Origin of the sequence: Streptomyces sp. NPDC002232 (assembly GCF_042890295.1) — a bacterium.
GTDB lineage: Bacteria > Actinomycetota > Actinomycetes > Streptomycetales > Streptomycetaceae > Streptomyces.
In genome coordinates, this window is the sequence record NZ_JBIARV010000005.1 from 1 (window position 1) to 20,749 (window position 20,749).

Here is a 20,749-nt window from a genome sequence, read left to right on the forward strand (position 1 = left end):
TCGGCCTCCTTCAGGTGGTACAGCGATCGCAGAGCCGCGTACTCACGCAGCTGCCACAGCTCCCCTTCGGTCTCCAGGTACCGGCTGAGGCTGCCGGACAGGTCCACGGGCTCGACGAGCAGCGGGGCGAAGGCGTCCTCGACGGTTCCGGGTGCGGCGGAGAGTTCCTCTCGCAGGGCATGGAGGAAGCGGGCCTCCAGGGCCCGGCGCAGCCGCAGCAGGTCGGGGTCCCACTCCCGTGCGTCGTCTACGCCCGCGAAGCCCCGGTAGTGCAGCTCGTACAGCAGGTAGAGCGCCAGCTGGAGGTCCTCGCCCCAGGGATCGGCCTCGGCCGAGGCGTCCGCGCCGTACAGGGGCGCGTCGCCCGACCGCAGCGCCCGGACGACGGCGGCGGACAACGCACCCCGGCCCTCGGTCAGCCGGGGAGCCGCGCCGGACGAGAGGGGCGTCGGACTGCGGAGAGGCATCAGGGAGTCCCTTCGTGCGGGGTGGGAGGGGTGCGCTCGCGCCGACGGTGGCTGGTGTCGCACCAGGGATACGTACGGCTGCGGCGGCAGGTGCACACGGCGGTCATGAAGCGGTCGGAGCGCACGACGGTCCCGTCTTCGAGGACGATCTCGACCGGTCCCTCGACGAGGACCGGCCCCTCCGGGTCCACGCACACACGGCGCGCCGGGTCGTCATGGGGCGGGTGGGCGTCGGCGTCAGGTGTTCCGGGCACGGATGACCACCAGTTCCTCCCGCGTCTCGGCCGCGTTCGCCAGCCCTTGCCCTTCGAGCCAGGAACGTCGTGAACGGAGGACGGGCCCCCAGGGGACCGTGGCCTCGGCGGTGATCTCGGCGGTGAGTCCCGCGCCGCTCAGCCGCTCCAGCGTCTCCCCCGCCCTGCTCATGGCCGAGTGGACCATCAGGAGAACCCCGCCCGGCCCCAGCAGCGCCGAGGCGTGCGCGCAGATGCGGTCGATGACCATGCGCCCGTCGGGACCCGCGTCCCAGGCCCGTTCAGGACCGTGTGACGGCAGGGCCGCCGGAGCGGGGACGTACGGCGGATTGGTGACGATCAGGTCGTAGCGACGACCCGCGGTACACGCCACGAAATCACCGTGCAGGACACGCACCGGCAACCGCCGGAGCAGGGCGTTCACCCGTGCCGTGGCGACCGCGGTCCACGAGACGTCGACGGCCGTGACCTCCGCGCCCCTGCGTGCGGCGTTCAGCGCGAGAGCGCCCGTACCGGTGCCGATCTCCAGCACCCGGGTGTCGGTATCCACATCCTCACGAGCCAGCGCCTCGGCCAGCAGTCGGGTGTCGGCCTGCGGGCGGTACACGCTGGGGAGGGCCACGAGGCCGCCGGGCAGCGTGCTCACGGGCGGGGCCGTACGGGACATCGTGCACCTCCGAAGGCTGAGCACGGCACCCGTCCGCCGGGCGCCGCGGTGCGCCACGTGCTGCGCCTGCCCCGGGTGCCGCGCGTCATGCGGCCTTCCGGCGATCGCCGGCACCCGGCCGTCCATGACCTGGGCGGCCGGGAGAGCGAGCGTCCGCAGGGCAAGCGTCCGGCCGGGTGACCCGACTGAGGTGTGTCACGGTCGGCGGTGAAGACGGTGTCCTGGTCGGGCCCTGGCCCCGGCAGGCCGTCAGGGCCTCAGGCTGGAGACCACGTCGGCGGTGGCGGCCACGCCGTTGTGGATGGTGGGCGCCATGCTGGTGTCGGCGAGGAAGAAGCCGAGCAGCGCGCAGACGAGGGCGTGGGTGACCTTGAGGCCGCCGTTGCGCAGGAAGATCACGGCCAGCACGAGCAGCAGCACCACGACAGAAATGGAAACGGCCATCGGTCTCACGTCCCTCCGTCGCCGCACCGGAATTGCGGCGTTCGGCGGACAGTGTGGCGGAATGCGCGGTCCGTCCGGGGGAACGGCGGGGCGGCCATTCGGGTGGGATCGTAGGTCGCCGCGCGGGCGTCGGTCACCGGTAGTGGATGACGGTGTCGAAGGGATCCAGGCGTACGGGGCGGCCAGGCGTCCCTTCGCTCCGAGCGCGCCCGTGGCCTCCGGGGCCGTAGCGTCCCCGGCCGGCCCGGTGCGCTCCGAGAGGAGCTCGGAGCGCGCCGTCCGGCCGAGGGGCTGCTCAGCGGGGTGCCGGAAGGTTCGTCAGCGTCGCGATCGCGTCCTGGTGGCGGCCGGCCGAGCCGAGCGCGATCTGGTCCGCCTTGGCCCGCTTCAGGGCCAGGTGGGCCGAGTGCTCCCAGGTCATTCCGATGCCGCCGTGCAGCTGCACGCACTCCTCGGCGGCGCGGACCGCGACCTTGGAACAGTACGCCTGCGCGACCGCCACGGTCAGCGGCGCGTCCGGGCTCGCGGTGGCGAGGGCGTCGGCGGCGGCGCGGGCCGCGGCCCTGGCCCCGACGACGTCCAGCCAGAGCTGGGCCATGCGGTGTTTCAGGGCCTGGAAGGAGCCGACGGGCCGGTTGAACTGGTGGCGCTCCCGGGTGTGGCGGACGGTCTCCTCCAGGCAGCGCTCGGCGAGACCGAGCTGCTCGGAGGCGAGGAGCCCGGCGCCCGCGAGCAGTCCGCGCCGGACGGCCGCGCGGGCCGCGTCGCCCTCGGCGAGCCGCGTGCCCGAGGCGGCGCCGGGCTCGACGACGGCGAGCGGGCGGGTCAGGTCCAGCGGGGTCAGCGGGGTGACGGCGGCGTCCGCGGCCGGGACCGCGTACAAGCCGTCGGGGCGGGGGACGAGGAACACGTCGGCGGCGACCGCGTCGGCGACCGCCCGCACCGGGCCCTCCGCGAGGTCCCCGTCCCCCGCGTGCGGCGCGGTCGCGAAGGGCACCGCGAGCACCGCGACCCGCTCGCCGGAGGCGAGCGAGGCGAGCAGCGCGGCGGCCGGTCCGCCCTGCTCCGCGAGGCCGAGCAGCGTCTCGGTGGCCACCACCGCGCTCGTGAGGTACGGCAGCGGAGTCACGGCGCGGCCCAGCTCCTCCAGGACCACGGCGGCCTCGCGGTGGCTCGCGCCCTGGCCGCCCAGCTCCTCGGGGACCAGGAGTCCGGCGGCGCCGATGTCGCCGGCGAGGGACTTCCAGAGGCCGGGGACGTACGGATCGGCCGTCTCGATCCGGTCGAGGAGCACCTGGTGACCGGCCCGGTCGGCGAGGAGCGCGCGGACGGCGGCCCGCAGGTCGTCCTCGGTCTCGGAGTACAGGAGATCGGTCTGCGCGGTCATCGGGCCAGGTCCTTCCAGGCGACGTCCTTGTCGTTGCGGGGCTCGGGGGGCAGGCCGAGGACCCGCTCGGCGACGATGTTGAGGAGCACCTCGCTGGTCCCGCCCTCGATCGAGTTGCCCTTGGATCGCAGATAGCGGTAGCCGGCGTCGCGGCCGGTGAAGTCGACGAGCTCGGGGCGGCGCATCTCCCAGTCCCCGTACAGCAGGCCCTCGTCGCCGAGCAGTTCGACCTCGAGGCCGCTGATGGCCTGGTTGAGCCGGGCGAAGGCGAGCTTCATGGCGCTGCCCTCGGGACCGGGCTGTCCGGCGACGAGCTGCTGGCGCAGGCGCTCGCCGGTGAGCCGGGCGACCTCGGCGTCGACCCAGAGATCGAGGAGGCGCCGGTGCAGGTCGTGGGTGCGCAGTTCGGGGCGCTCGCGCCAGGTGGTGGCGAGCTTCCCGATCATGCCGCCCTCGCGGGGGATGCGGGCGCCGCCGATCGAGACCCGCTCGTTCATGAGGGTGGTCTGGGCGACCCGCCAGCCGTCACCGACCTCGCCGAGGCGGTGGGCGTCGGGGATGCGGACGCCGGTGAGGAACACCTCGTTGAACTCGGCCTCGCCGGTGATCTGGCGCAGCGGCCGGACCTCGACCCCGGGGTCGGTCATGTCGCAGACGAAGTAGGTGATGCCGCGGTGCTTGGGCACGTCCGGGTCGGTGCGGGCGATGAGGATGGCCCAGCGGGCGACGTGGGCGCTGGAGGTCCACACCTTCTGTCCGTCGATCACCCAGTCGTCACCGTCCCGCACGGCGCGGGTGCCGAGCGCGGCCAGGTCCGAGCCGGCTCCCGGTTCGCTGAAGAGCTGGCACCAGACCTCCTCGCCGACCCAGAGGGGGCGCAGGAAGCGGGACTTGACGTCCTCGGAGCCGTAGGCGAGGAGGGTGGGGGCGGCCATGCCGAGGCCGATGCCGATCCGGCGCGGGTCGTTGTCGGGGGCGTCCGCGGCGGCGAGTTCGGCGTCGACGACGGCCTGGAGGGAGCGGGGCGCGTCGAGGCCGCCGAGTCCCGCGGGGTAGTGCACCCAGGCCAGTCCGGCGTCGAAGCGGGCCTTCAGGAAGTCGGTGCGGTCGGTCGTGGCGGGCGGGTGCTCGGCGAGCAGCTTCCGTACGCGGGCGCGGAGTTCCTCGGCGTCGGTCATGCGCGGGCTCCTTCCGGGAGGACGACGAGGCGGCCGGTGGTCGTGCCGTCGGCGACGCGCTGGACGGCGTCGGCGGCGGCGGCGAAGGGGACGCGTTCGCCGATGAGGGGCTTGACGATCCCCTTGGCGGCGTAGGCCGTCAGGTCCTCGTGGCAGCGGCCGATCGCGGCGGGGTCCTTGGCCGCGTAGAGGCCCCAGTGGAGGCCGAGGACCGAGTAGTTCTTCACCAGGGCGTGGTTGAGGGCGGGGGCCGGGACGGTGCCGGAGGCGAAGCCGACGATCACGATCCGGCCCTCGAAGGCCACGCACTTGGCGGACTGCTGGTAGGCCTCGCCGCCGACGGGGTCGTAGACGACGTCCGCGCCCCGGCCGCCGGTCGCGGCCTTGACGGTGGCGACGACGTCCTCGGAGCGGCGGTCGATCACCAGGTCGCAGCCGAGGGCGCGGGCGGCGGCGGCCTTCTCCGGGCCGCCGACGACGCCGATGACGGTGGCACCGGCCGCCTTGCCCAGCTGGACGGCGGCGCTGCCGACGCCACCGGCCGCCGCGTGCACGAGGAGGGTCTCGCCCTCCTGGAGGGCGGCGCGGCGGTGGAGGCCGAACCAGCCGGTCTGGTAGCCGATGTGCAGCGCGGCGGCCTCGGCGTCGTCGAGCGCTTCCGGGGCGGGCAGGAGCCCGGCGGCGTCGGCGAGGGTGTACTCGGCGAATCCGCCGTGCGGGAGGGCGACGGTGGTGACGACCCGGCGCCCGTCCTCGGTCTCGGCGCAGACCTCGACGCCGGGGGTGAAGGGCAGCGGGGGCCGCACCTGGTACTGGCCGCGGCAGAGCAGCGCGTCGGGGAAGTTGACGTTGGCGGCGCGGACCCTGAGGAGGACCTGGCCGTCACCGGGCACGGGTGGTCCGACCTCCTCGCGGCGCATCACCGCGCCCGGTTCGCCGTTCTCGTACACACGCCATGCCTGCATCCGGAAGCCTCCTCCGTACCGAGCGGTCGGTGGCATACTAAGCGGTCGCTTGCTGGCGGGGGAACCGGGTCAGCCGGACTTCTTGGGACGCGCCCGCACGTGCATGCGCTCGCCCTGCGGTCCGAAGAGGCTCAGGAACTCGACCGGGCCTTCCCCGGCCGGGCCGAACCAGTGCGGGACCCGGGTGTCGAACTCGGCCGCCTCGCCGGCGGCCAGCACGACGTCGTGCTCGCCCAGGACGAGCCGGAGCCTCCCGGAGAGCACGTACAGCCACTCGTACCCCTCGTGCACCCGGGGCTCCGGGGCCTCCTGGGCCTTCTCCTGGATCACCTTGTACGCCTGGAGCCCGCCGGGCTGCCGGGTCAGCGGGTACATCGTGCGGCCGTGGCGCACGATGGGCTTGGCCTTGACCCGGGGGTCGCCCACCGGCGGCGCGCCGACCAGCTCGTCGAGCGGGACCTGATGGGCGCGGGCGAGCGGCAGGAGCAGTTCGAGACTGGGCTTGCGCTGTCCGGACTCCAGCCGGGAGAGGGTGCTCACGGAGATCCCGGTGGCGGCGGAGAGCTCGGCGAGGGTCACCCCCCGGTCACGTCGGACTCGGCGGAGCCGGGGGCCGACCTCGGTCAGGACGGCATCGATGCGGTCGTCTTCGGTCATGCGTCCAGTGTTGCAGAAACGGCAAGACTTCTTGCGGAGAGATCACCAGGGGAAAGTCTCGCTCCATGACCTCGCCCGCGCGGCGGGACGACGGGCGGCGGGCCGCCGCTCACGGATCCGGATCCGGGCGGCCGTCCGTCGGCCGCCCGGATGAAACGCGGCGGCCGGAGCTGCGCCGTCACGGCACGTGGGTGAGGATCGGCCATGGTGACCACATTCGGCCCCGCACGACGCAAGGACGGAACACCACCCATGCTCGGTACGCAGTTCACCAAGGGCTCCCCCAGCTGGATCGACCTCGGCACCCCGGACACCGACGCCTCGGCCGCCTTCTACAGCGCCGTCTTCGGCTGGACCTTCCACTCGGCGGGCCCCGACGCCGGCGGCTACGGCTTCTTCCAGCAGGACGGCGCCACCGTCGGCGCCCTCGGCCCCCTCACCGAGGAGGACGCGCGCTCCGCCTGGACCCTGTACTTCCAGACCCCGGACGCGGACGCCACCGCGCGGGAGGCCGCGGCCGCGGGCGGCACGGTGCGCGTCGCGGCCTTCGACGTCATGGAGGCGGGCCGCATGGCCTGCCTCACGGACCCGGCCGGAGCCGAGTTCGCCGTCTGGCAGCCGGGGCAGGTCAAGGGCCTGGAGCGGACCTCCTCCCCCAACACCCTCCTCTGGGCCGAACTGCACGTCGCCGACCCGGAGTCCACCCTCGGCTTCTACCGGACCCTGTTCGGCTGGCGGTGGTCGCTGATGGACGCGCCCGGCATGACCTACCAGGTGATCTCCACCGCCGAGGGCGACCAGGAGGACACCTCCTTCGGCGGCGCCGCCGCGCTGCGGAACGAGGGGGAGGCCACGCGCTGGGTGCCGTACTTCATGGTCGCGGACCCCGACACGGCCTCCCGCACCGCCCAGGGCGGCGGCGGCTCGGTCGTGATGCCGGCCGCCGACGTCCCGGACGTCGGCCGCATCGCCTGGCTCGCCGACCCCTTCGGCGCGGTCTTCGCGGTGATGAAGCCCTCGCCCCGCGCGTAGCCCCTTCGCCCCTCGGTGTCGGCCGGCGGCGGGCCTGGGGCGGGTCGTCACACTCCCGTCTGCCCCGCGACGACGGGAGTGTGACGACACGCCCTAGCGGGCGAAGAGTTCGAACGTCACCGCCGGCCGGCCGCCGAAGCGGCCGGCGGCGCGGGACGTCGCCGTGGTCAGGAAGTCCCTGACGTACGCCTCCGGCTCCTCGTCCGTCAGTGCCTCGATGTAGGCGCGGTGGCAGAGCAGCGAGCGGATCGCCCGGTCCAGGCCGGGGCCGGCGTCCACGGCGTGGGTCGGGGTGCTGGAGGCCGCGACCGCGACCCAGCGCACGCCGTTCCACGGGTCGAGGCCCTCCTCGGTCAGCTCCGGGAAGATCCAGCGGTTGCCCGCGTCGGCGGCCGCGTCCAGCGTGGCGCGCCCGACGGCCAGGTGGTCGGGGGTGTTCCAGGGGGCGCCGGGGCCGCCGCCCCAGGTGTCCCGGTGGTTGAGGGTGATCACGAGCTCCGGGCGGTGGCGGCGGATGGCCGCCGCGATGTCCCGGCGCAGCCCGAGGCCGTACTCGATCACACCGTCGCGGTGGTCGAGGAAGTCGACGGTCTCCACGCCCACGACGGCCGCGCTGTCCCGCTGTTCGCGCTCGCGGAGCGGGCCGCAGACGTCCGGGGCGAGGGTGTCGATGCCGGCCTCGCCGCGGGTCGCGAGGACGTACGTGACCTCCTTCCCCGCGTCCGTCCAGGCGGCGACGGCCGCCGCGCAGCCGTACTCCAGGTCGTCGGGGTGGGCGACGACGGCGAGCGCGCGCGTCCAGTCGCCGGGCATCTCCAGGAGGTCCTGGGCCTCTGTGTCGATCATGAACGCAGGATACGGCTCGCCTCGGAGACGGTCGGGCGGAACGCTCCGGCGAGGATCACCGAACGGGAGACGTGGCGCGGCCGGTCAGGGTTGAGCCCGCGCCGGTCCGCGAGGGCCACCGCGAGCCGCTGGACGCGGACCAGGGCGGCGACGGGGTCGATCGCGTCGGCGGCGAACAGGGCGCCGGTGGACTCCACTTCGTCGCGCAGACCCGAGGGCTCCGGTCCGAGGCAGCAGACCAGGCTCGCCCGGTCGCTGATGGTGATGGGGCCGTGCCGGTACTCCATCGCCGCGTACGACTCCGTCCAGGCGCGGGCCACCTCGCGCAGCTTCAGCGCCGCCTCGTCGGCGAGCCCCACGGTCCACCCGGTGCCGAGGAAGGTGAACTGGCCGCGCCGCTCCCAGGCGGCGGGCAGCCGCTCGTACAGGACGAGTTCCGCGTCGGCGATCGCGGGGCCGAGGTCCACCCCGAGCCCCGCGCGCAGGAGTTGCAGCGCGGTGGTGGCGAACCGGGTCTGGACGACGGACCGTTCGTCGGCGAAGCCGAGATCGACGACCCGGTCGGCGAGCCGCCCGGCGGGGCTGTCCGGGACGCCGGTGACGACGAGCGTCGGGATCCGGCCGGCGGCGCGGGCGAGCAGGTCCCCGACCTCCGTGGTGGTGCCGGAGCGGGTGAGCGCGACGATCCGGTCGTAGCCCCGGCCGAGCGGGGTGGTGTCGGAGGCGGGGAACGCGTCGGTCTCCCCCGCGCCGAGGGACTCCCGCAGGGCCGCGTAGGCGCGGGCGATGAAGTACGAGGTGCCGCAGCCGACGACCGCGACCCGCTCGCCGCGGGCCGGCAGGAGGTCCGTGGCGTGGGCGGCGATCTCGGCGGCACGGCGCCAGCAGTCGGGCTGGCCGGCGATCTCCGCGCTGACGTGAGTGCTCATGTCGGTCCTCTCCTCGCAGGGGCCCCCGCGGGTCCGGACCGAGTTGTACCGGTCCGCGACCGGAGCACACCATGAGCAATCCGCACTCACCGCTTGGACTTTTGTGGTCCCCCGTCCGTCCGCGCCCCGCAGGACGCGCGGACCACCAGGCGCGGGCGCAGCTGCACCTGGTGCAGCGGGGCCGCGTCGCCCTCGGCGAGCCGCCGCAGCAGGATCTGCGCGGCGAGGCGGCCGAGCTGGTACTTGGGCGGCGAGACCGCCGTCAGCGGGGTCTCGGCGACGTCGGCGAACTCGTTGTCGTAGCTGATCAGGGCGAGGTCCCGGGGCACCCGCAGCCCGGCGCGGCGGGCCGCTCCGAGCATCAGCGCGGCCTCCCGGTCGCCGAAGCAGAGCGCCGCGGTCACCGCGCCGTCCCGCAGCGCGGCGAGGGCCCGGTCGGCACGGTCCGGGTCCCAGCGGGCCATCTCGTCCCGCTCGTACGTCGCGGCGGGCAGGCCGAGGTCGGCGAGGGCGCGGGCGAAGCCGGACTCGACGGGGGCCGTGGTGGGCGCGTCCGTGCGGGCGACGAGGCCGAACCGCTCGTGGCCGAGGGCCCGCAGATGGCGCACCGCGTCGTAGGCGCCGCCCTCGTGGTCCGTGCAGACGTGCTCGGTGGGGTCGCCGGGTCCGTGGGCGGCGAGCCGGCGCTCGACGAGGACGGCGGGCACGGGCAGGGCGAGGAGCTCCTCGGCGCGCCGTCCCGGGTCGGTCGCGGTGTGCAGGCCGGGGACGAGGAGCAGCCCGTGGACCCCGGCGGAGAGGAGCCGTGCGACGGCGGCGTCCTCCTCGGCGGGGTCGTAGTGCGAGCAGGCGAGGACGAGCCGGGCGCCGGCCTCCGCGAGCTCCTTCTCGATGCCCTGGAGGACGCGCGGGTAGTAGAACGTGGTGTCGGGGACGAGGACGCCGACGACCTGGCGGTCCGCCCGGTCCCGCCCGGCCCCGGGGGCGGCGAACGTTCCGGCGCCCTGGCGCCGTTCGACCAGGCCGAGGGCGACCAGGTCCTCGTAGGCGCGGCGGACGGTCGTGACGGACAGGCCCGTCTCGGTGGCGAGGGCCCGTTCGGTGGGGAGCTTGCTGCCCGGGGGCCAGGTGCCGTCGAGGATGCCGCGCCGCAGTTCCGCCGTCAGGGCCCGGAACTTCAGCTCCCGGCCGGACGCCGGTGTCTCGCGTGCCGTCATCCGGGCCCCCTCGTACGGGACGGGGCGCGCCTCCCCGTCCCCCGCCGATCCTTCGCGCGCCGCATCCTATGCCCGGCCGCGGCGCCGGGTCAGAGCTCGTCGCGGGCGAGGGCCAGCAGCCGGTCGAGGACGCGCGGCCCGCCGGCCCGCACCCCGTCGTGCTCGAACTCGTCGGTCACCCAGGTCCGCAGGCCCCGCACGGCGCGCGCGGTCTCCAGGGAGTGGGCGGTGTCGACGTACATGTCGTCGTGGTAGACGGCGGCCGCCACCGGGACCTGGTTGGCGGCCAGGCGCTCCGGGTCGTACAGCGGGGTCCAGTCGGTGCGCGCGGCGAGCCGTTCCGCGGTCTCGCGCAGCGGCCGCAGCGCGGGGTCGGTGGTGAAGTGCCAGGGGTGGACGGTCTCGCCGGTGAGGAGCGGGGTGGCGCCCCCGGCGAGCGCCGCGCGGGCGTCGAACTCGGGGTGCTCGGCGCGGATCCGCTCGGCGGCCCAGTCGGTGGGCCCCCGGCCCTGCGCGTAGATGGACTCGTGGAGGACGGCGTACAGCGGGTGTCCCGCGTACGAGAGGTGCGCCTGGACCTGCTCCAGGAAGGCGTCGGAGAGCGCGGGCCCGCCCGGGGTCGGCACGAACGCGCCCTCCAGGAGCAGGTGCAGCTGGTGGGTTCCGTCGCCGGAGCCGAGGAGGATGCCGAGGGACTGGAAGGCCTCGACCGTGAGGAGACCGCCGCCGGGCAGCGTGACCTCCCGGCCGAGGAGGTGGTCGGCGATCGCGCGGACCCGTGCGGCGTCCTGCGGGTAGCGGGTGAAGTGCGCCTCGTTCTTCCGCCGGACGCGGGGATAGGCGGCGCGGTAGACCTCGTCGGCGGTGGCGTCCAGGGAGGGCAGGCCGCCCGTGACGAGGACCCGTTCCAGGCCCTCGGGGGCGGCGGACAGGTAGTGGGTGGCGCAGAAGCCGCCGAAGCTCTGGCCCAGGACGGTCCAGGGGGCGCCGCCGGTGAGCCGGCGCCGGATCAGCTCGCAGTCGCGCACGATGGAGTCGGCGCGGAAGTGCGCCAGGTAGTCGGCCTGCTCGGCCGGCCCGCCGCGCAGCGGGAGGGTCTGGCGGTTGGCGGGGGTGGAGCGGCCGGTGCCGCGCTGGTCGAGGAGGAGGACGCGGAACTCCCGCACGGCCCGGCCGAGCCAGGCCTGCGGGCCGGTGAAGCGGCGGGCCCCGAAGCCGGGCCCGCCCTCCAGGTAGACCAGCCAGGGGAGCTTCTCGCGGTCCGGTCCGGCGTGGCCGCTCGCGACGACCTCGCGGCCGAAGACCTCGATGCGCTCGCCGTCGGGGCGGTCGTGGTCGAGGGGGACGGGGAAGCGGTGGTCGGTGAGGACGAGGCCCGGCTGGCGGAAGGTGGTCAACGCTGCTCCTGTTCGGTACGCCCCCGCGAGGACAGTGGATCACAGGGGGTGCGGGGTCAGCGCGGAAGGAGGCCCTTGTCCGTGAGGTAGGCGCGGGCCACGTCCTCCGGGAGCCGGCGCCAGCTGTCGACCTGTTCGTTGAGGTGGGCGAGGTCGGCGGTGGTGAGGACCGCGGCGAGCCGGGCGAGCGCGCGGGTGACGGCCGGGCTCCCGGCGCGGGCCCGGTTGACGACGGGGACGATGAAGTCGGCGTTCTGCAGGTGCTTGTCGTCGGCGAGCAGGACGAGCCCGAACGCGTCGAGCGTGGCGTCGGTGGTCGTGGTCAGGACGAGCTGGTCCTGCCCGCTCTGCACGGCCTGTTTGGCCTGGGTGGTGCCGACGCCCTTGGGGTCGACGGCGGTGACGTCGATGCCGTAGACCTTCTTCAGGCCGGGCGCGCAGTACGGCCGCTGGACGCACTCGTCGCCGGCGGCGAGGCGGACGGGCAGCCGGGCGGCGCCGAGGTCGCTGAGGGTCTTCAGGCGGTGCTCGGCGGCGTAGTCGGCGGCGACCGCGAAGGCGTTCTGGTCGACGGCCCGGCCGGGGTCGAGGACCGTGAGCCCGCGCGGTTCCGCCAGGGCCCGCAGCGCCGTCATGGTCGCGGTCAGGTCGGGCGAGCCGACGGTGGGCGCGTCCGCGCCGTTGACCTTGGCGTTCAGCCAGTCGGCGAAGGTCGCCGCGTACTCCGGGACGACATCGATCTGGCCGTTCTCCAGGGCGGGCTCGTACAGCTCGCGGTTGGTGACGGAGAGGATCCTGGTGCGGTAGCCGGCCTCCTGGAGCAGCAGCGCGTACATCTGGGCCAGGAGGTCGCTCTCGGTGAATCCGGCCGAGCCGACGACCAGCCCGTGGCTGTCGCCGGGGCGGCCGGTGACGGCCTCCCGGTTCTCCAGGGCGGGGCCGGTGGCGCACCCGGCGAGCCCGCCCGCCCCCGCGATCAGCGCGAGGCAGCACAGAGCGGCGGGCACCCGGCCCGGCCGGCGCTCCCGCGCGGTCGCGGGCCGCTCCGGGCGCGCCGCTCCCCCGGCGGCCCCGGGCCGCCTCACCCGTCGCTCCCCCGGGCCCGCGCCGGGCGGACGCGCTGGACGCCCTCGAAGAGCGCTTCGACGAGGAGGGCCAGGACGGCGACGAGGAAGGCCCCGGCGACGACCTGCGGGGTGGACGCGAGATTGAATCCGGCGGTGATGATCCGGCCGAGGCCGCCGCCTCCGGCGAGCGCGGCGACGGTCGCGGTGGCGACGAGCTGGACGGCGGCGATCCGTACGCCGGTGACGATCATCGGCAGGGCCAGCGGCAGTTCGACCAGGGTCAGGGTCTGGCGGCCCGTCATGCCCGTGCCCCGGGCGGCCCGGACGACGTCGGGGTCCACGCCGCGCATCCCGACGTAGGCGTTGGTGAGCAGCGGCGGCACGGCGAACAGCACCAGGGCGATGACCGTCGGCCACGGCGCGTACGGGCCGAGGGGGCTGAGCAGGAGCAGCACGAGGACGGCGAAGGTGGGGACGGCCCGGCCGGCGTTGGCGAGGTTGACGGCGAGCGCGCCGCCCTTGCCGAGGTGCCCGAGGACGAGGGCGACGGGCAGGGCGATCAGGCAGCTGAGGGCGAGGCAGACGACGGTCAGGAAGAGGTGCTCGCCCAGCCGGTGCCCGATGCCGTTCTCGCCGGACCAGTTCGCGGCGGTGGTGAGCCAGGACCAGGCGTCGGCGAGGGTGTTCACGCGGACCGCCCCCGGTTCCAGGGGGTGAGGAGCCGCTGCGCGCCGAGGAGGAGCAGGTCGGCGGCGACGGCGATGGCGACGCACAGCAGGGAGGCGGTCAGGACCTGCGCCTTGAAGTAGGTGTTCATCCCGGAGTAGATGAGGTTCCCGAGGCCGCCGTGGCCGACGATCGCGCCGATGGTGACGAGGGAGACGGCCGAGACCGCGGCGATGCGGAGCCCGGCCATCGCGGCGGGCAGCGCCAGCGGCAGTTCGACGGCGAGGAGCAGCCGGATCGGACCGTAGCCCAGGCCGCGGGCGGCCTGCCGGGTCTCCTCGGGGACGGCGCGGAGCCCGGCGAGGAGGTTGCGGACGAGGAGCGTGAGCGAGTACAGGACGAGCCCGGCCACGACGAGGCCGGCGGAGAGCCCGTACACGGGCAGGAGCAGCGAGAACATCGCGAGCGCCGGGATCGTGTACAGGAGCGTGGTGAGTCCGAGGACGGGCCCGGCCGCCCAGCGCCAGCGGCGGGCGGCGATCGCGAGGGGCAGCGCGAGCAGCAGGGCGATGCCGAGGGCGGCTCCGGCCAGCTGGAGGTGCTGGACGACGGCGTCGGTGAGGATCTCGCGCCGGGTCGAGAGGTAGTCGCCGCAGATCCACTCGTTACGGGCGAGGCAGTCGTCGGGTGGCGCGGTCGCCCTCTCAGCGGTCACGATCCCATTCGAGACCGCGGGTGGGCGCCGCGCACCCCGGCCGGGCCGTTCGGGGCCCTGGTGCCGTCTCCGTCAGCCGCTCGACATGACCGCGAGGACGTTGCCCGCCGGGTCGGTGAACCAGGCGATGGCGGGCCCCTCGCCGCCGCCGGCGCCGCGTACGACGCCCTTGTCGTCGGTCTCGAAGTCGGGATAGCGGGCGAAGGTCACGCCGCGGCCCGCCAGCTCGTCCACGGCACGGTCGATGTCGTCGACCTCGAAGTTGAGGATCGTGAAGGAGGCGGGGGCGTGGTTCTCCTTGGGGTAGACGAGGATCCGCGCGCCGCCGGGAAGGACGAGGTTCAGCATGCGCATCCCCTCCGGGCCGGAGTCCTCCACCGTGAGGCCGAGGACGTCGCCGTAGAAACCGCGCGCGGCGTCGAGGTCGTCCACCGAGAAGCCGCTGTACGCCGTGGTGTCGCCGAACATGTCGTGCTCCCTTCCGGGGCCCGGTGCCGGGCACCCCTTCCAGGATCCTCCGGCCGCGCCGCGCCGTCCGCCCGGGAGGGGACCGGTACGGCGCGGGACGGCGCCCCGGAGCGGAGAGCGACCGTCCCCGCGCGGTGGGCGACCGGGTACTCAGGGTGCGATCGGCAGCTGGCGCTTGTGCTCGGTGAGCTCGTAGCGGCGGACGATCGTGGCGTACGCGGCCTCGGCGACCGGCTTCCCCTCCAGGAAGTCGTCGATGTCGTCGTAGGTGACGCCGAGGGCGTCCTCGTCGGCCTTGCCCGGGTCGAGGGTCTCCAGGTCGGCCGTGGGGACCTTCCACACCAGCGAGGCGGGAGCGCCCAGCTCGTCGGCGATCGCGCGCACGCGGCGCTTGGTCAGGCCGGTCAGCGGGACGACGTCGGCGGCGCCGTCGCCGAACTTGGTGAAGAAGCCGGAGACGGCCTCGGCCGCGTGGTCGGTGCCGACCACGAGCCCGTCGTGGGCGCCGGCCACCGCGTACTGGGCGATCATGCGCTGCCGTGCCTTGATGTTGCCCTGCACGAAGTCCTGGTGGTGGGCGTCGCGGAAGGTCACCCCGCCGGCCAGGCCGGCCTCCAGGGCCGCGTCGCTGGCCGCCTTGACGTCCACGGTGAGGACCTGGTCGGCGCGGATGAAGCCGAGGGCGGTCTGCGCGTCCCGCTCGTCGGCCTGGACGCCGTAGGGCAGGCGCATCGCGTAGAAGGTGGCGTCGTGCCCGGCGGCGCGGGCCCGCTCCACGGCGAGCTGGCAGAGCCGCCCGGCCGTGGTGGAGTCGACGCCGCCGCTGATGCCGAGGACCAGGGAGCGCAGGCCGGTGGAGGTGAGCCGCTCGGTGAGGAAGGCCACCCGGCGCTCGATCTCCGCCTTCGGGTCGAAGGTCTCGGCGACCTGGAGGTCCCGGGCGATCTGCTGCTGGAGGGCGGTGGACGCCGGGTGGGTCACGGAGGTCTCCTCGTCGGGGGTCGGTCGGCGGCGGACCGAGGGGTGCGGGACGTGCGGGAGGCACGGCGGCGCACCGGGACGTACGAGGTGCGCCGGGGTCGACTCTACGCGCCGCCCGGCCGGCCGTCGGACGTGTCCGGGGCGCAGAGCACCTCGACCCGCTGGACGCCGTTGTTGGCGAAGCCGCCGCGGTTCCACGGCTCGGTGAGCGGCTGGACGTTCCCCGCCGCGTCGGTGGCCCGCACGGCCAGGTGGCGCAGGCCGGGCGTCGCCGTCCAGGTGGCGTGCCAGGCGGACCAGGCCCAGGGGTGGGCGGGGTCCCGGTCGAGCACGGCGTCGGTCCAGGCCGCGCCGCCGTCCTCGCTGATCTCGACGCGGGTGACCGGGCCGTGCCCGGACCAGGCGCGGCCGGTGAGCGGGACGGGCCCGGGGCGGACGACGCGGGTGCGGGACATGAAGTCGGGGAAGCCGGGCGGCACCATGAGGGCCCGGGGCGCGATGAGGGTGACGGGCTCGCCCGGTTGGTCCGCCGTCCGGCGCAGGCGGTAGGCGACGCTCTGCTGGAAGCCGGTGAACGGGCTGCCGGTGACGGTGATGTCCCGGAGCCACTTCACGTGGGCCATGCCGTACCAGCCGGGGACGACGAGGCGGAGCGGGCTGCCGTGCTGCGGCGGCAGGGGCGCGCCGTTCATCGCGTACGCGACGAGGACGTCGCGGGCGGGGTCGGCGGCGGTCGTCAGCGGCAGGCTCCGGCGGTAGTCCTGCTCGACGCCCCGCTCGACGCCGTGGTCGGCGCCGGTGAAGACCACCTCGGCCGCCTCCTCGGCGGTGCCGGCCTCCGCGAGGAGGGCGGCCAGCGGGACGCCGGTCCACTCGGCGGTGCCGACGGCCTCGACGAGCCAGGGCTGACTGACGGGGCGCGGGGTGAGCAGCGCCCGGCCGTTGCCCGCGCACTCCAGGGTGACCCGTCGGGTCACGGACGGCCGGGCCCGGAGCGCGGCGACGTCCAGGTCGAGGGGGCGCAGGACCCGCCCGCCGACGGTGAGCCGCCAGCGGTCCGGGTCGGCGGCGGGGATGTCGTAGTGCACGAGGAGGTAGTGCAGTCCGGGCGGGGTGACGTCGTACCGCAGGGCCTCCAGGGGGAGGCCGTGGTTGCGGGCGGCGAGGGCGAGCTCGTGCGCGCTGATCCCCTCGCCCTCCTCGGCCACGCGTCCGGGGGCGCTGATGTCGCCCGGGCCGCGCCGGGATCCGTCCATACCCTCCATCGTCCGCCCGGCCCGGTGCCGGGGCACCTCGGCGGCGTCCGGAGGCGGGCCGGGTTCACGCGGGTGTGCCGGGCCCTCCGTCGTCCGCCCGGCCCGGCGACCGGGCACCTCGGCGGCGTCCGGAGGCGGGCCCGGTTCACGCGGGTGTGCCGGGTCCCTCCAGGGCGCGGTCGAGGCCGTCCTGGGGCAGGCCCGTGAGGGCGCGGACGAAGATCTCCTCGTAGGCCGGTTCGCCGAGGGTCGCGCGGGCGGTGTCCGTGTACTTCTCGTGCAGGGCCCGCAGCCCGGGCAGGCCCCGCCGGGGCTGGCCCGTGGCGCGCCAGTACGCCTCGCCGGTGCCGCTGACGTCCGCCGCGCGCTCCCCGTCCCCGGCCGCCGCGAGGGCGGTGGCGAGGACGTCGAGGCCGAGGGCGACGCCGAGGCTCGCGCCGAGCCCGCGGGTGCCTTCGAGCATGGCGCGGGCGTGGCCGGCGGCGGCCTGGGGGTCGCCCTCCAGGAGGCCGGTGAGGGCGAGCTGGTACTCGAGGGCGGTCCGCGTCCAGTGTTCGTCGAGCTCCTGGCACAGGGCGCGCAGGCGGAGCGCTCCCCGGCGGGCCTCGGCGAGCCGGCCGAGGCCGGTGAGGGCGAAGACGCGGACCAGGTGGCAGCGGAGCCGGGCGGCGGAGTCGGCGGGTCCGCCCCGAGCGGCGTCGAGGACGTGGCCGACGACGACGTACGCGGACATCGGCCGCCCGGTGGTCAGGGCGAGGAGCCCGGCGAGGGCGGCGGCGTCGAGGGTGAGCTCGCCGGGGCGGTCCCGGCCGCCGCGCGGGGCCTCCTCGGGCGCGGCGTACTCGGTGTGCTCGGCGTGTGCGGCGTACTCGGTGTACTCAGCGTATTCGGTGTTCCGGGCCTCGCGGGCACAGCGTTCGCTCACCTCCTGGGCCGGGTCGGACTCCCCCTGGAGGACGAGGGTGACGCCGAGGGCCCACAGGGCGCGGGCCCGGACGCGGCCCCGGGCCTCGCTGAGGACCAGGGCCTGTTCGAGGCCGTCGCGGGCCTCGCGGAGCCGGCCGCGGCAGGACCAGGCGAAGGCGACGGAGCCGATGAGGTCGAGGGCGGCGTCGGGGTCGGTGCGCAGCAGCCGGTCCAGGGCGGTGCGCAGGTCGGTGTGGTGGGCGTCGACGGTCCGGTACCAGCGGAGCTGGCGGGCTCCGTGCCACTCGGTCTCGGCCCGGCGGGCCAGGCCGCGGAAGTGCGCGGCGTGGCGGTCGGCGACCGTGCCGGTCTCCCCGGTCCGGTCGAGCCAGGTCGCCCCGTACTCGCGGATGGTGTCGAGCATGCGGAGCCGTCCGCCGGCGTCCGGCGGACGGACCACGGAGGAGCGGACGAGTCCGTCCAGGGCGGCGGGCAGGGTCGCGCGGTCCAGGGGGCCGCCCGTGCACACCGCCAGCGCGGAGGAGAGGTCGAAGGGGCCGCGGAAGACGGAGAGCCGGGCCCAGAGGAGACGTTCGAGAGGGGTGCTCAGTTCGTGGCTCCAGCCGATGGCGGCCCGCAGGGTCTGGTGGCGGCTCGGCCAGACCCGCTCGGTGTGGGCGAGCAGGTCGAAGCGGGCCTCCGGCGGGGCGTCGAGGCGGGTGCCGAGCTGGTCGCGGACGGCTTCGGCGCCCTGGAGGCGGATCTGCGCGGCGGCGAGCTCCAGCGCGAGCGGGATGCCCTCCAGGCGTACGCAGATCTCGCCGGCGGGTCCGGCGGCGGGGAAGTCCTGTCCGGCGGCGCGGCGGAGCAGTTCCAGGGCGTCGCCGCCGGCGGGCGGCAACGGGTCGAGCGGGACGACGTGCTCGCCGGCGACGCCGAGGGGGCGGCGGCTGGTGGTGAGGACGGTGAGCCCGGGTGCGGCGGCGAGGAGCTCGGTGACGAGCCGCGCGCAGGGCTCGGTGAGGTGCTCGCAGGAGTCGAGGACGAGCAGCAGGCGGTCGTCGGCGAGCCGGCGGCGCAGTCCGGTGGTGGCGGTGCCGGGGGTGTGGTCGGCGAGGTCGACGGAGTCGGCGACGAGCGCGACGAGGAGCCGGTCGCCGTCGAGCTGGCTGAGGTCCGTCCACCAGGCGCCGTCCGGAAAGCGGCGGGCGACGCCGTGTGCCGCGCGCAGCGCGAGCCGGGTCTTGCCGACTCCCCCGACGCCGGTCACGGTGACGAGGCGGTGGTCCGCCAACGCGGCGGACACGCACTCCAGTTCCGTGCGGCGTCCCACGAAACCGGGGTTCTCGTCCGGCAGATGTCCACGCACGGGAGCAGTCTCCCCCATGTCCGGCCCGAACGGACCGGCGGAACCAGGTTCGTTACGAGCGCGACGCTGCGGCGCGCGCTGGAGTCCGGTCGACGGGACCATTGCCGTCGTGACGGCTCACCGCCCGGACGCGGCCGCGCGCGCCGACGCCCTCTTCCGGGGCGAGCGGGCCCCGCACGGCCTGCACTGGTTCTGACCGCCCGCCGGGGTCACGGCCCTTCGACCGTCACGTCCACGGAATACCACCCCTGGGCCCCGTCGGGCATGGTGCCGGTGCGCTCCTCCGGCTGGGTGGCGCCGGTGCCGTCGGTGGCGCGGACGGTGAGGGTGTGGCGGCCAGGGGTGGCGGCCCAGGGGTGGACCCACTGGCGCCAGGTGTCGGCGCTGTCCTCGGCCGCGAGCCGGGCGTCGTGCCAGGGGCCGTCGTCGATCCGTACCTGGACCCGGCGGATGCCGCGGTGCTGGGCCCAGGCGACCCCGGCGACCATGACGGTGCCGGCGGCGGGGCGGGCGAAGGGGCGCGGGGTGTCGATCCGGGACTGGGTCTTGACGGGTGCCTGGGCCGCCCAGCCGCGCGGGACCCAGTAGGCGTCGTACGCGTCGAAGGTGGTGAGTTCGATCGACGCGATCCACTTGCAGGCGGAGACGTAGCCGTACAGGCCGGGGACGACCATGCGGACGGGGAATCCGTGGGCGAAGGGCAGGGGTTCGCCGTTCATGCCGAAGGCGAGGAGGGCGTCGCGGCCGTCCATGACGGCCTCGACGGGGGTGCCGATGGTCATGCCGTCGACGGAGCGGGCGACCAGCTGGTCGGCGGGGCCGCCCTCGGAGGGCGGGCGGACGCCCGCCTCGCGGAGGAGGTCGGCGAGGCGGACGCCGAGCCAGCGGGCGTTGCCGACGTAGGGGCCGCCGACCTCGTTGGAGACGCAGGCCAGCGTGATGTCCCGCTCCACCGTCGGCCGGGCGGTCAGCTCGCGCAGGGTGACGGTGCGTTCCTCGCGGACGCCGCTGCCGTGGATGCGCAGCCGCCAGCGGTCGGCGTCGATCCGGGGGACGACGAGCGCGGTGTCGACCCGGTAGAAGTCGCGGTTCGGGGTGACGAAGGGGCTGATGCCGGGGACGTCGAGCTGCGCCCCGGCGGGCACGGCAGGCGCGGCGGACGTGGGCCGGGGCAGGCGCAGGGCCTCGCGGGAGGCGGTGGCGTTCTCCTGTACGGGGCTGCCGACGGCGCGGCCGATGGCGGCGGCCCCGGTCGCGGCGAGCCCGGTGGTGGCGGCGACGATCAGGAATCCGCGCCGGTCGGCCCGTGCGGTGCCGGGCCGGGGGGTGAGGAGCCGGCCGGTCAGGACGTACAGCAGGAGCGCGCCGGCGGCGCCTCCGACGAGGGAGGGCACGGCGTCCAGGACGGACGCGGAGTCGGGGCGGGTGACGGCGGCGACGGCTCCGAGGACACCGAAGGCGCCGACGGCCGCCGCGCCGAGCGCGCGGTGCCGGAGGGCGAACAGCCCGATCCCGAGCGCGAGGAGGGCGAGCAGGAGCAGGATGCCGAGCTGGAGGACCGTCTTGTCGTTCTCGCCGAAGGCGCGGATCGCCCACTCCTTGAGGGCCGCGGGGGTCCGGTCGACGACGGTGCCGCCGACGGCCACGACGGGGCCCGCCTCGGGGCGTACCCAGAAGGAGGCGAGGTCGGCGACGGCCAGGGCGACGTACGCCGAGACCAGGCCGCCGAGCGCGGCGAGGAGTCGGTCGGTGCGAGTGGGTCCGGCGGGTGCGGGGTCCGGCCCGGGCGCGGTCCTGGTGGCGTTCATGGGGGGATCTTCGGCACACCGGGGGGCGTGGTTGGGCGGGTTCACCCGTGCGGCGGACGCGCGCCGGGGATGG

Annotated in this window: 20 protein-coding genes and 1 pseudogene; 1 reads left to right on the plus strand and 20 read right to left on the minus strand. The window is 75.4% G+C overall.

All coding sequences use genetic code 11. The features are described 5' to 3' along the window. The 8 genes and pseudogenes from ACFYXU_RS23175 to ACFYXU_RS23210 form a co-directional block, all read right to left on the minus strand. Window positions 1–467: pseudogene (locus ACFYXU_RS23175) on the minus strand (iron-containing redox enzyme family protein); the annotation flags it as partial. Further along, a complete protein-coding gene (locus tag ACFYXU_RS23180; RefSeq protein ID WP_389459706.1) occupies window positions 467–721 on the minus strand; it encodes a CDGSH iron-sulfur domain-containing protein in 255 nt (84 codons plus the stop codon). The pseudogene ACFYXU_RS23175 and the gene ACFYXU_RS23180, both read right to left, overlap by 1 nt. Further along, window positions 705–1,388, minus strand: a complete 684-nt coding sequence (locus ACFYXU_RS23185; protein WP_389459708.1) for a HemK2/MTQ2 family protein methyltransferase — start codon at window positions 1,386–1,388, stop codon at window positions 705–707. The genes ACFYXU_RS23180 and ACFYXU_RS23185 overlap by 17 nt, the downstream gene beginning before the upstream one ends. Before the next feature lie 249 nt (window positions 1,389–1,637). Further along, entirely contained in the window at window positions 1,638–1,832 is a 195-nt protein-coding gene (locus ACFYXU_RS23190) for a hypothetical protein (RefSeq protein WP_389459710.1), read from the minus strand. A 295-nt stretch (window positions 1,833–2,127) separates the two neighbouring features. Further along, window positions 2,128–3,219, minus strand: a complete 1,092-nt coding sequence (locus ACFYXU_RS23195; RefSeq protein WP_389459712.1) for an acyl-CoA dehydrogenase family protein — start codon at window positions 3,217–3,219, stop codon at window positions 2,128–2,130. Continuing rightward, the gene (locus ACFYXU_RS23200; RefSeq protein WP_389459714.1) at window positions 3,216–4,397 is read right to left on the minus strand and encodes an acyl-CoA dehydrogenase family protein; all 1,182 of its coding nucleotides are present in this window, start codon (window positions 4,395–4,397) and stop codon (window positions 3,216–3,218) included. Before ACFYXU_RS23200 ends, ACFYXU_RS23195 begins: the two co-directional genes overlap by 4 nt. Continuing rightward, window positions 4,394–5,362: an NADPH:quinone oxidoreductase family protein gene (locus ACFYXU_RS23205; protein ID WP_376511365.1), complete on the minus strand. Its 969-nt coding sequence runs from the start codon at window positions 5,360–5,362 to the stop codon at window positions 4,394–4,396. The genes ACFYXU_RS23200 and ACFYXU_RS23205 overlap by 4 nt, the downstream gene beginning before the upstream one ends. Before the next feature lie 69 nt (window positions 5,363–5,431). Further along, entirely contained in the window at window positions 5,432–6,019 is a 588-nt protein-coding gene (locus ACFYXU_RS23210; protein ID WP_389406132.1) for a helix-turn-helix domain-containing protein, read from the minus strand. A 252-nt stretch (window positions 6,020–6,271) separates the two neighbouring features. On the opposite strand from ACFYXU_RS23210, the gene ACFYXU_RS23215 reads away from it, so the two are divergent. Beyond that, window positions 6,272–7,051, plus strand: coding sequence for a VOC family protein (locus ACFYXU_RS23215; protein ID WP_376511421.1), 780 nt, complete (start codon window positions 6,272–6,274; stop codon window positions 7,049–7,051). A gap of 93 nt (window positions 7,052–7,144) precedes the next feature. Here the strand turns inward: ACFYXU_RS23215 and ACFYXU_RS23220 are convergent, their stop codons facing one another. The 12 genes from ACFYXU_RS23220 to ACFYXU_RS23275 all read right to left on the minus strand — a co-directional run bounded on the left by ACFYXU_RS23220 (window position 7,145) and on the right by ACFYXU_RS23275 (window position 20,676). Beyond that, the gene (locus ACFYXU_RS23220) at window positions 7,145–7,897 is read right to left on the minus strand and encodes a PIG-L deacetylase family protein (protein ID WP_389459717.1); all 753 of its coding nucleotides are present in this window, start codon (window positions 7,895–7,897) and stop codon (window positions 7,145–7,147) included. Then, entirely contained in the window at window positions 7,894–8,826 is a 933-nt protein-coding gene (locus tag ACFYXU_RS23225; RefSeq protein WP_376511361.1) for an SIS domain-containing protein, read from the minus strand. The genes ACFYXU_RS23220 and ACFYXU_RS23225 overlap by 4 nt, the downstream gene beginning before the upstream one ends. Before the next feature lie 86 nt (window positions 8,827–8,912). Next, a complete protein-coding gene (locus tag ACFYXU_RS23230; RefSeq protein ID WP_389459719.1) occupies window positions 8,913–10,043 on the minus strand; it encodes a GntR family transcriptional regulator in 1,131 nt (376 codons plus the stop codon). A gap of 89 nt (window positions 10,044–10,132) precedes the next feature. Beyond that, the gene (locus ACFYXU_RS23235; protein WP_389459721.1) at window positions 10,133–11,440 is read right to left on the minus strand and encodes an alpha/beta fold hydrolase; all 1,308 of its coding nucleotides are present in this window, start codon (window positions 11,438–11,440) and stop codon (window positions 10,133–10,135) included. A gap of 56 nt (window positions 11,441–11,496) precedes the next feature. Continuing rightward, window positions 11,497–12,447 (minus strand): ABC transporter substrate-binding protein, encoded by a 951-nt coding sequence (locus ACFYXU_RS23240; protein WP_389460533.1) that lies wholly within the window; start codon window positions 12,445–12,447, stop codon window positions 11,497–11,499. A 74-nt stretch (window positions 12,448–12,521) separates the two neighbouring features. After that, complete coding sequence (locus ACFYXU_RS23245) at window positions 12,522–13,196, minus strand: ABC transporter permease (RefSeq protein WP_389406135.1); 675 nt, start codon at window positions 13,194–13,196, stop codon at window positions 12,522–12,524. Further along, a complete protein-coding gene (locus ACFYXU_RS23250; RefSeq protein ID WP_376511355.1) occupies window positions 13,193–13,888 on the minus strand; it encodes an ABC transporter permease in 696 nt (231 codons plus the stop codon). Before ACFYXU_RS23250 ends, ACFYXU_RS23245 begins: the two co-directional genes overlap by 4 nt. Before the next feature lie 72 nt (window positions 13,889–13,960). Next, entirely contained in the window at window positions 13,961–14,356 is a 396-nt protein-coding gene (locus ACFYXU_RS23255; protein WP_329851848.1) for a VOC family protein, read from the minus strand. Between the two features lie 150 nt (window positions 14,357–14,506). After that, window positions 14,507–15,337, minus strand: coding sequence for an ammonia-dependent NAD(+) synthetase (gene nadE / locus ACFYXU_RS23260; protein ID WP_376511351.1), 831 nt, complete (start codon window positions 15,335–15,337; stop codon window positions 14,507–14,509). 104 nt (window positions 15,338–15,441) lie between these two features. Further along, on the minus strand, window positions 15,442–16,593 hold the full coding sequence (locus tag ACFYXU_RS23265) for a sulfite oxidase (RefSeq protein WP_389459724.1): 1,152 nt from the start codon (window positions 16,591–16,593) through the stop codon (window positions 15,442–15,444). Between the two features lie 145 nt (window positions 16,594–16,738). Then, window positions 16,739–18,886, minus strand: coding sequence for an ATP-binding protein (locus tag ACFYXU_RS23270; protein ID WP_389459726.1), 2,148 nt, complete (start codon window positions 18,884–18,886; stop codon window positions 16,739–16,741). 191 nt (window positions 18,887–19,077) lie between these two features. Further along, complete coding sequence (locus ACFYXU_RS23275) at window positions 19,078–20,676, minus strand: molybdopterin-dependent oxidoreductase (RefSeq protein WP_376511346.1); 1,599 nt, start codon at window positions 20,674–20,676, stop codon at window positions 19,078–19,080. Window positions 20,677–20,749 lie beyond the last annotated feature (73 nt).

Coding starts and splice junctions, on each gene's coding strand:
- ACFYXU_RS23200 (WP_389459714.1), bottom strand. CDS start 4,397: ATGACCGACGCCGAGGAACTCCGCGCCCGCGTACGGAAGCTGCTCGCC.
- ACFYXU_RS23270 (WP_389459726.1), bottom strand. CDS start 18,886: ATGGGGGAGACTGCTCCCGTGCGTGGACATCTGCCGGACGAGAACCCC.
- ACFYXU_RS23220 (WP_389459717.1), bottom strand. CDS start 7,897: ATGATCGACACAGAGGCCCAGGACCTCCTGGAGATGCCCGGCGACTGG.
- ACFYXU_RS23195 (WP_389459712.1), bottom strand. CDS start 3,219: ATGACCGCGCAGACCGATCTCCTGTACTCCGAGACCGAGGACGACCTG.
- ACFYXU_RS23205 (WP_376511365.1), bottom strand. CDS start 5,362: ATGCAGGCATGGCGTGTGTACGAGAACGGCGAACCGGGCGCGGTGATG.
- ACFYXU_RS23255 (WP_329851848.1), bottom strand. CDS start 14,356: ATGTTCGGCGACACCACGGCGTACAGCGGCTTCTCGGTGGACGACCTC.
- ACFYXU_RS23185 (WP_389459708.1), bottom strand. CDS start 1,388: ATGTCCCGTACGGCCCCGCCCGTGAGCACGCTGCCCGGCGGCCTCGTG.
- ACFYXU_RS23275 (WP_376511346.1), bottom strand. CDS start 20,676: ATGAACGCCACCAGGACCGCGCCCGGGCCGGACCCCGCACCCGCCGGA.
- ACFYXU_RS23225 (WP_376511361.1), bottom strand. CDS start 8,826: ATGAGCACTCACGTCAGCGCGGAGATCGCCGGCCAGCCCGACTGCTGG.
- ACFYXU_RS23230 (WP_389459719.1), bottom strand. CDS start 10,043: ATGACGGCACGCGAGACACCGGCGTCCGGCCGGGAGCTGAAGTTCCGG.
- ACFYXU_RS23265 (WP_389459724.1), bottom strand. CDS start 16,593: ATGGACGGATCCCGGCGCGGCCCGGGCGACATCAGCGCCCCCGGACGC.
- ACFYXU_RS23210 (WP_389406132.1), bottom strand. CDS start 6,019: ATGACCGAAGACGACCGCATCGATGCCGTCCTGACCGAGGTCGGCCCC.
- ACFYXU_RS23215 (WP_376511421.1), top strand. CDS start 6,272: ATGCTCGGTACGCAGTTCACCAAGGGCTCCCCCAGCTGGATCGACCTC.
- ACFYXU_RS23190 (WP_389459710.1), bottom strand. CDS start 1,832: ATGGCCGTTTCCATTTCTGTCGTGGTGCTGCTGCTCGTGCTGGCCGTG.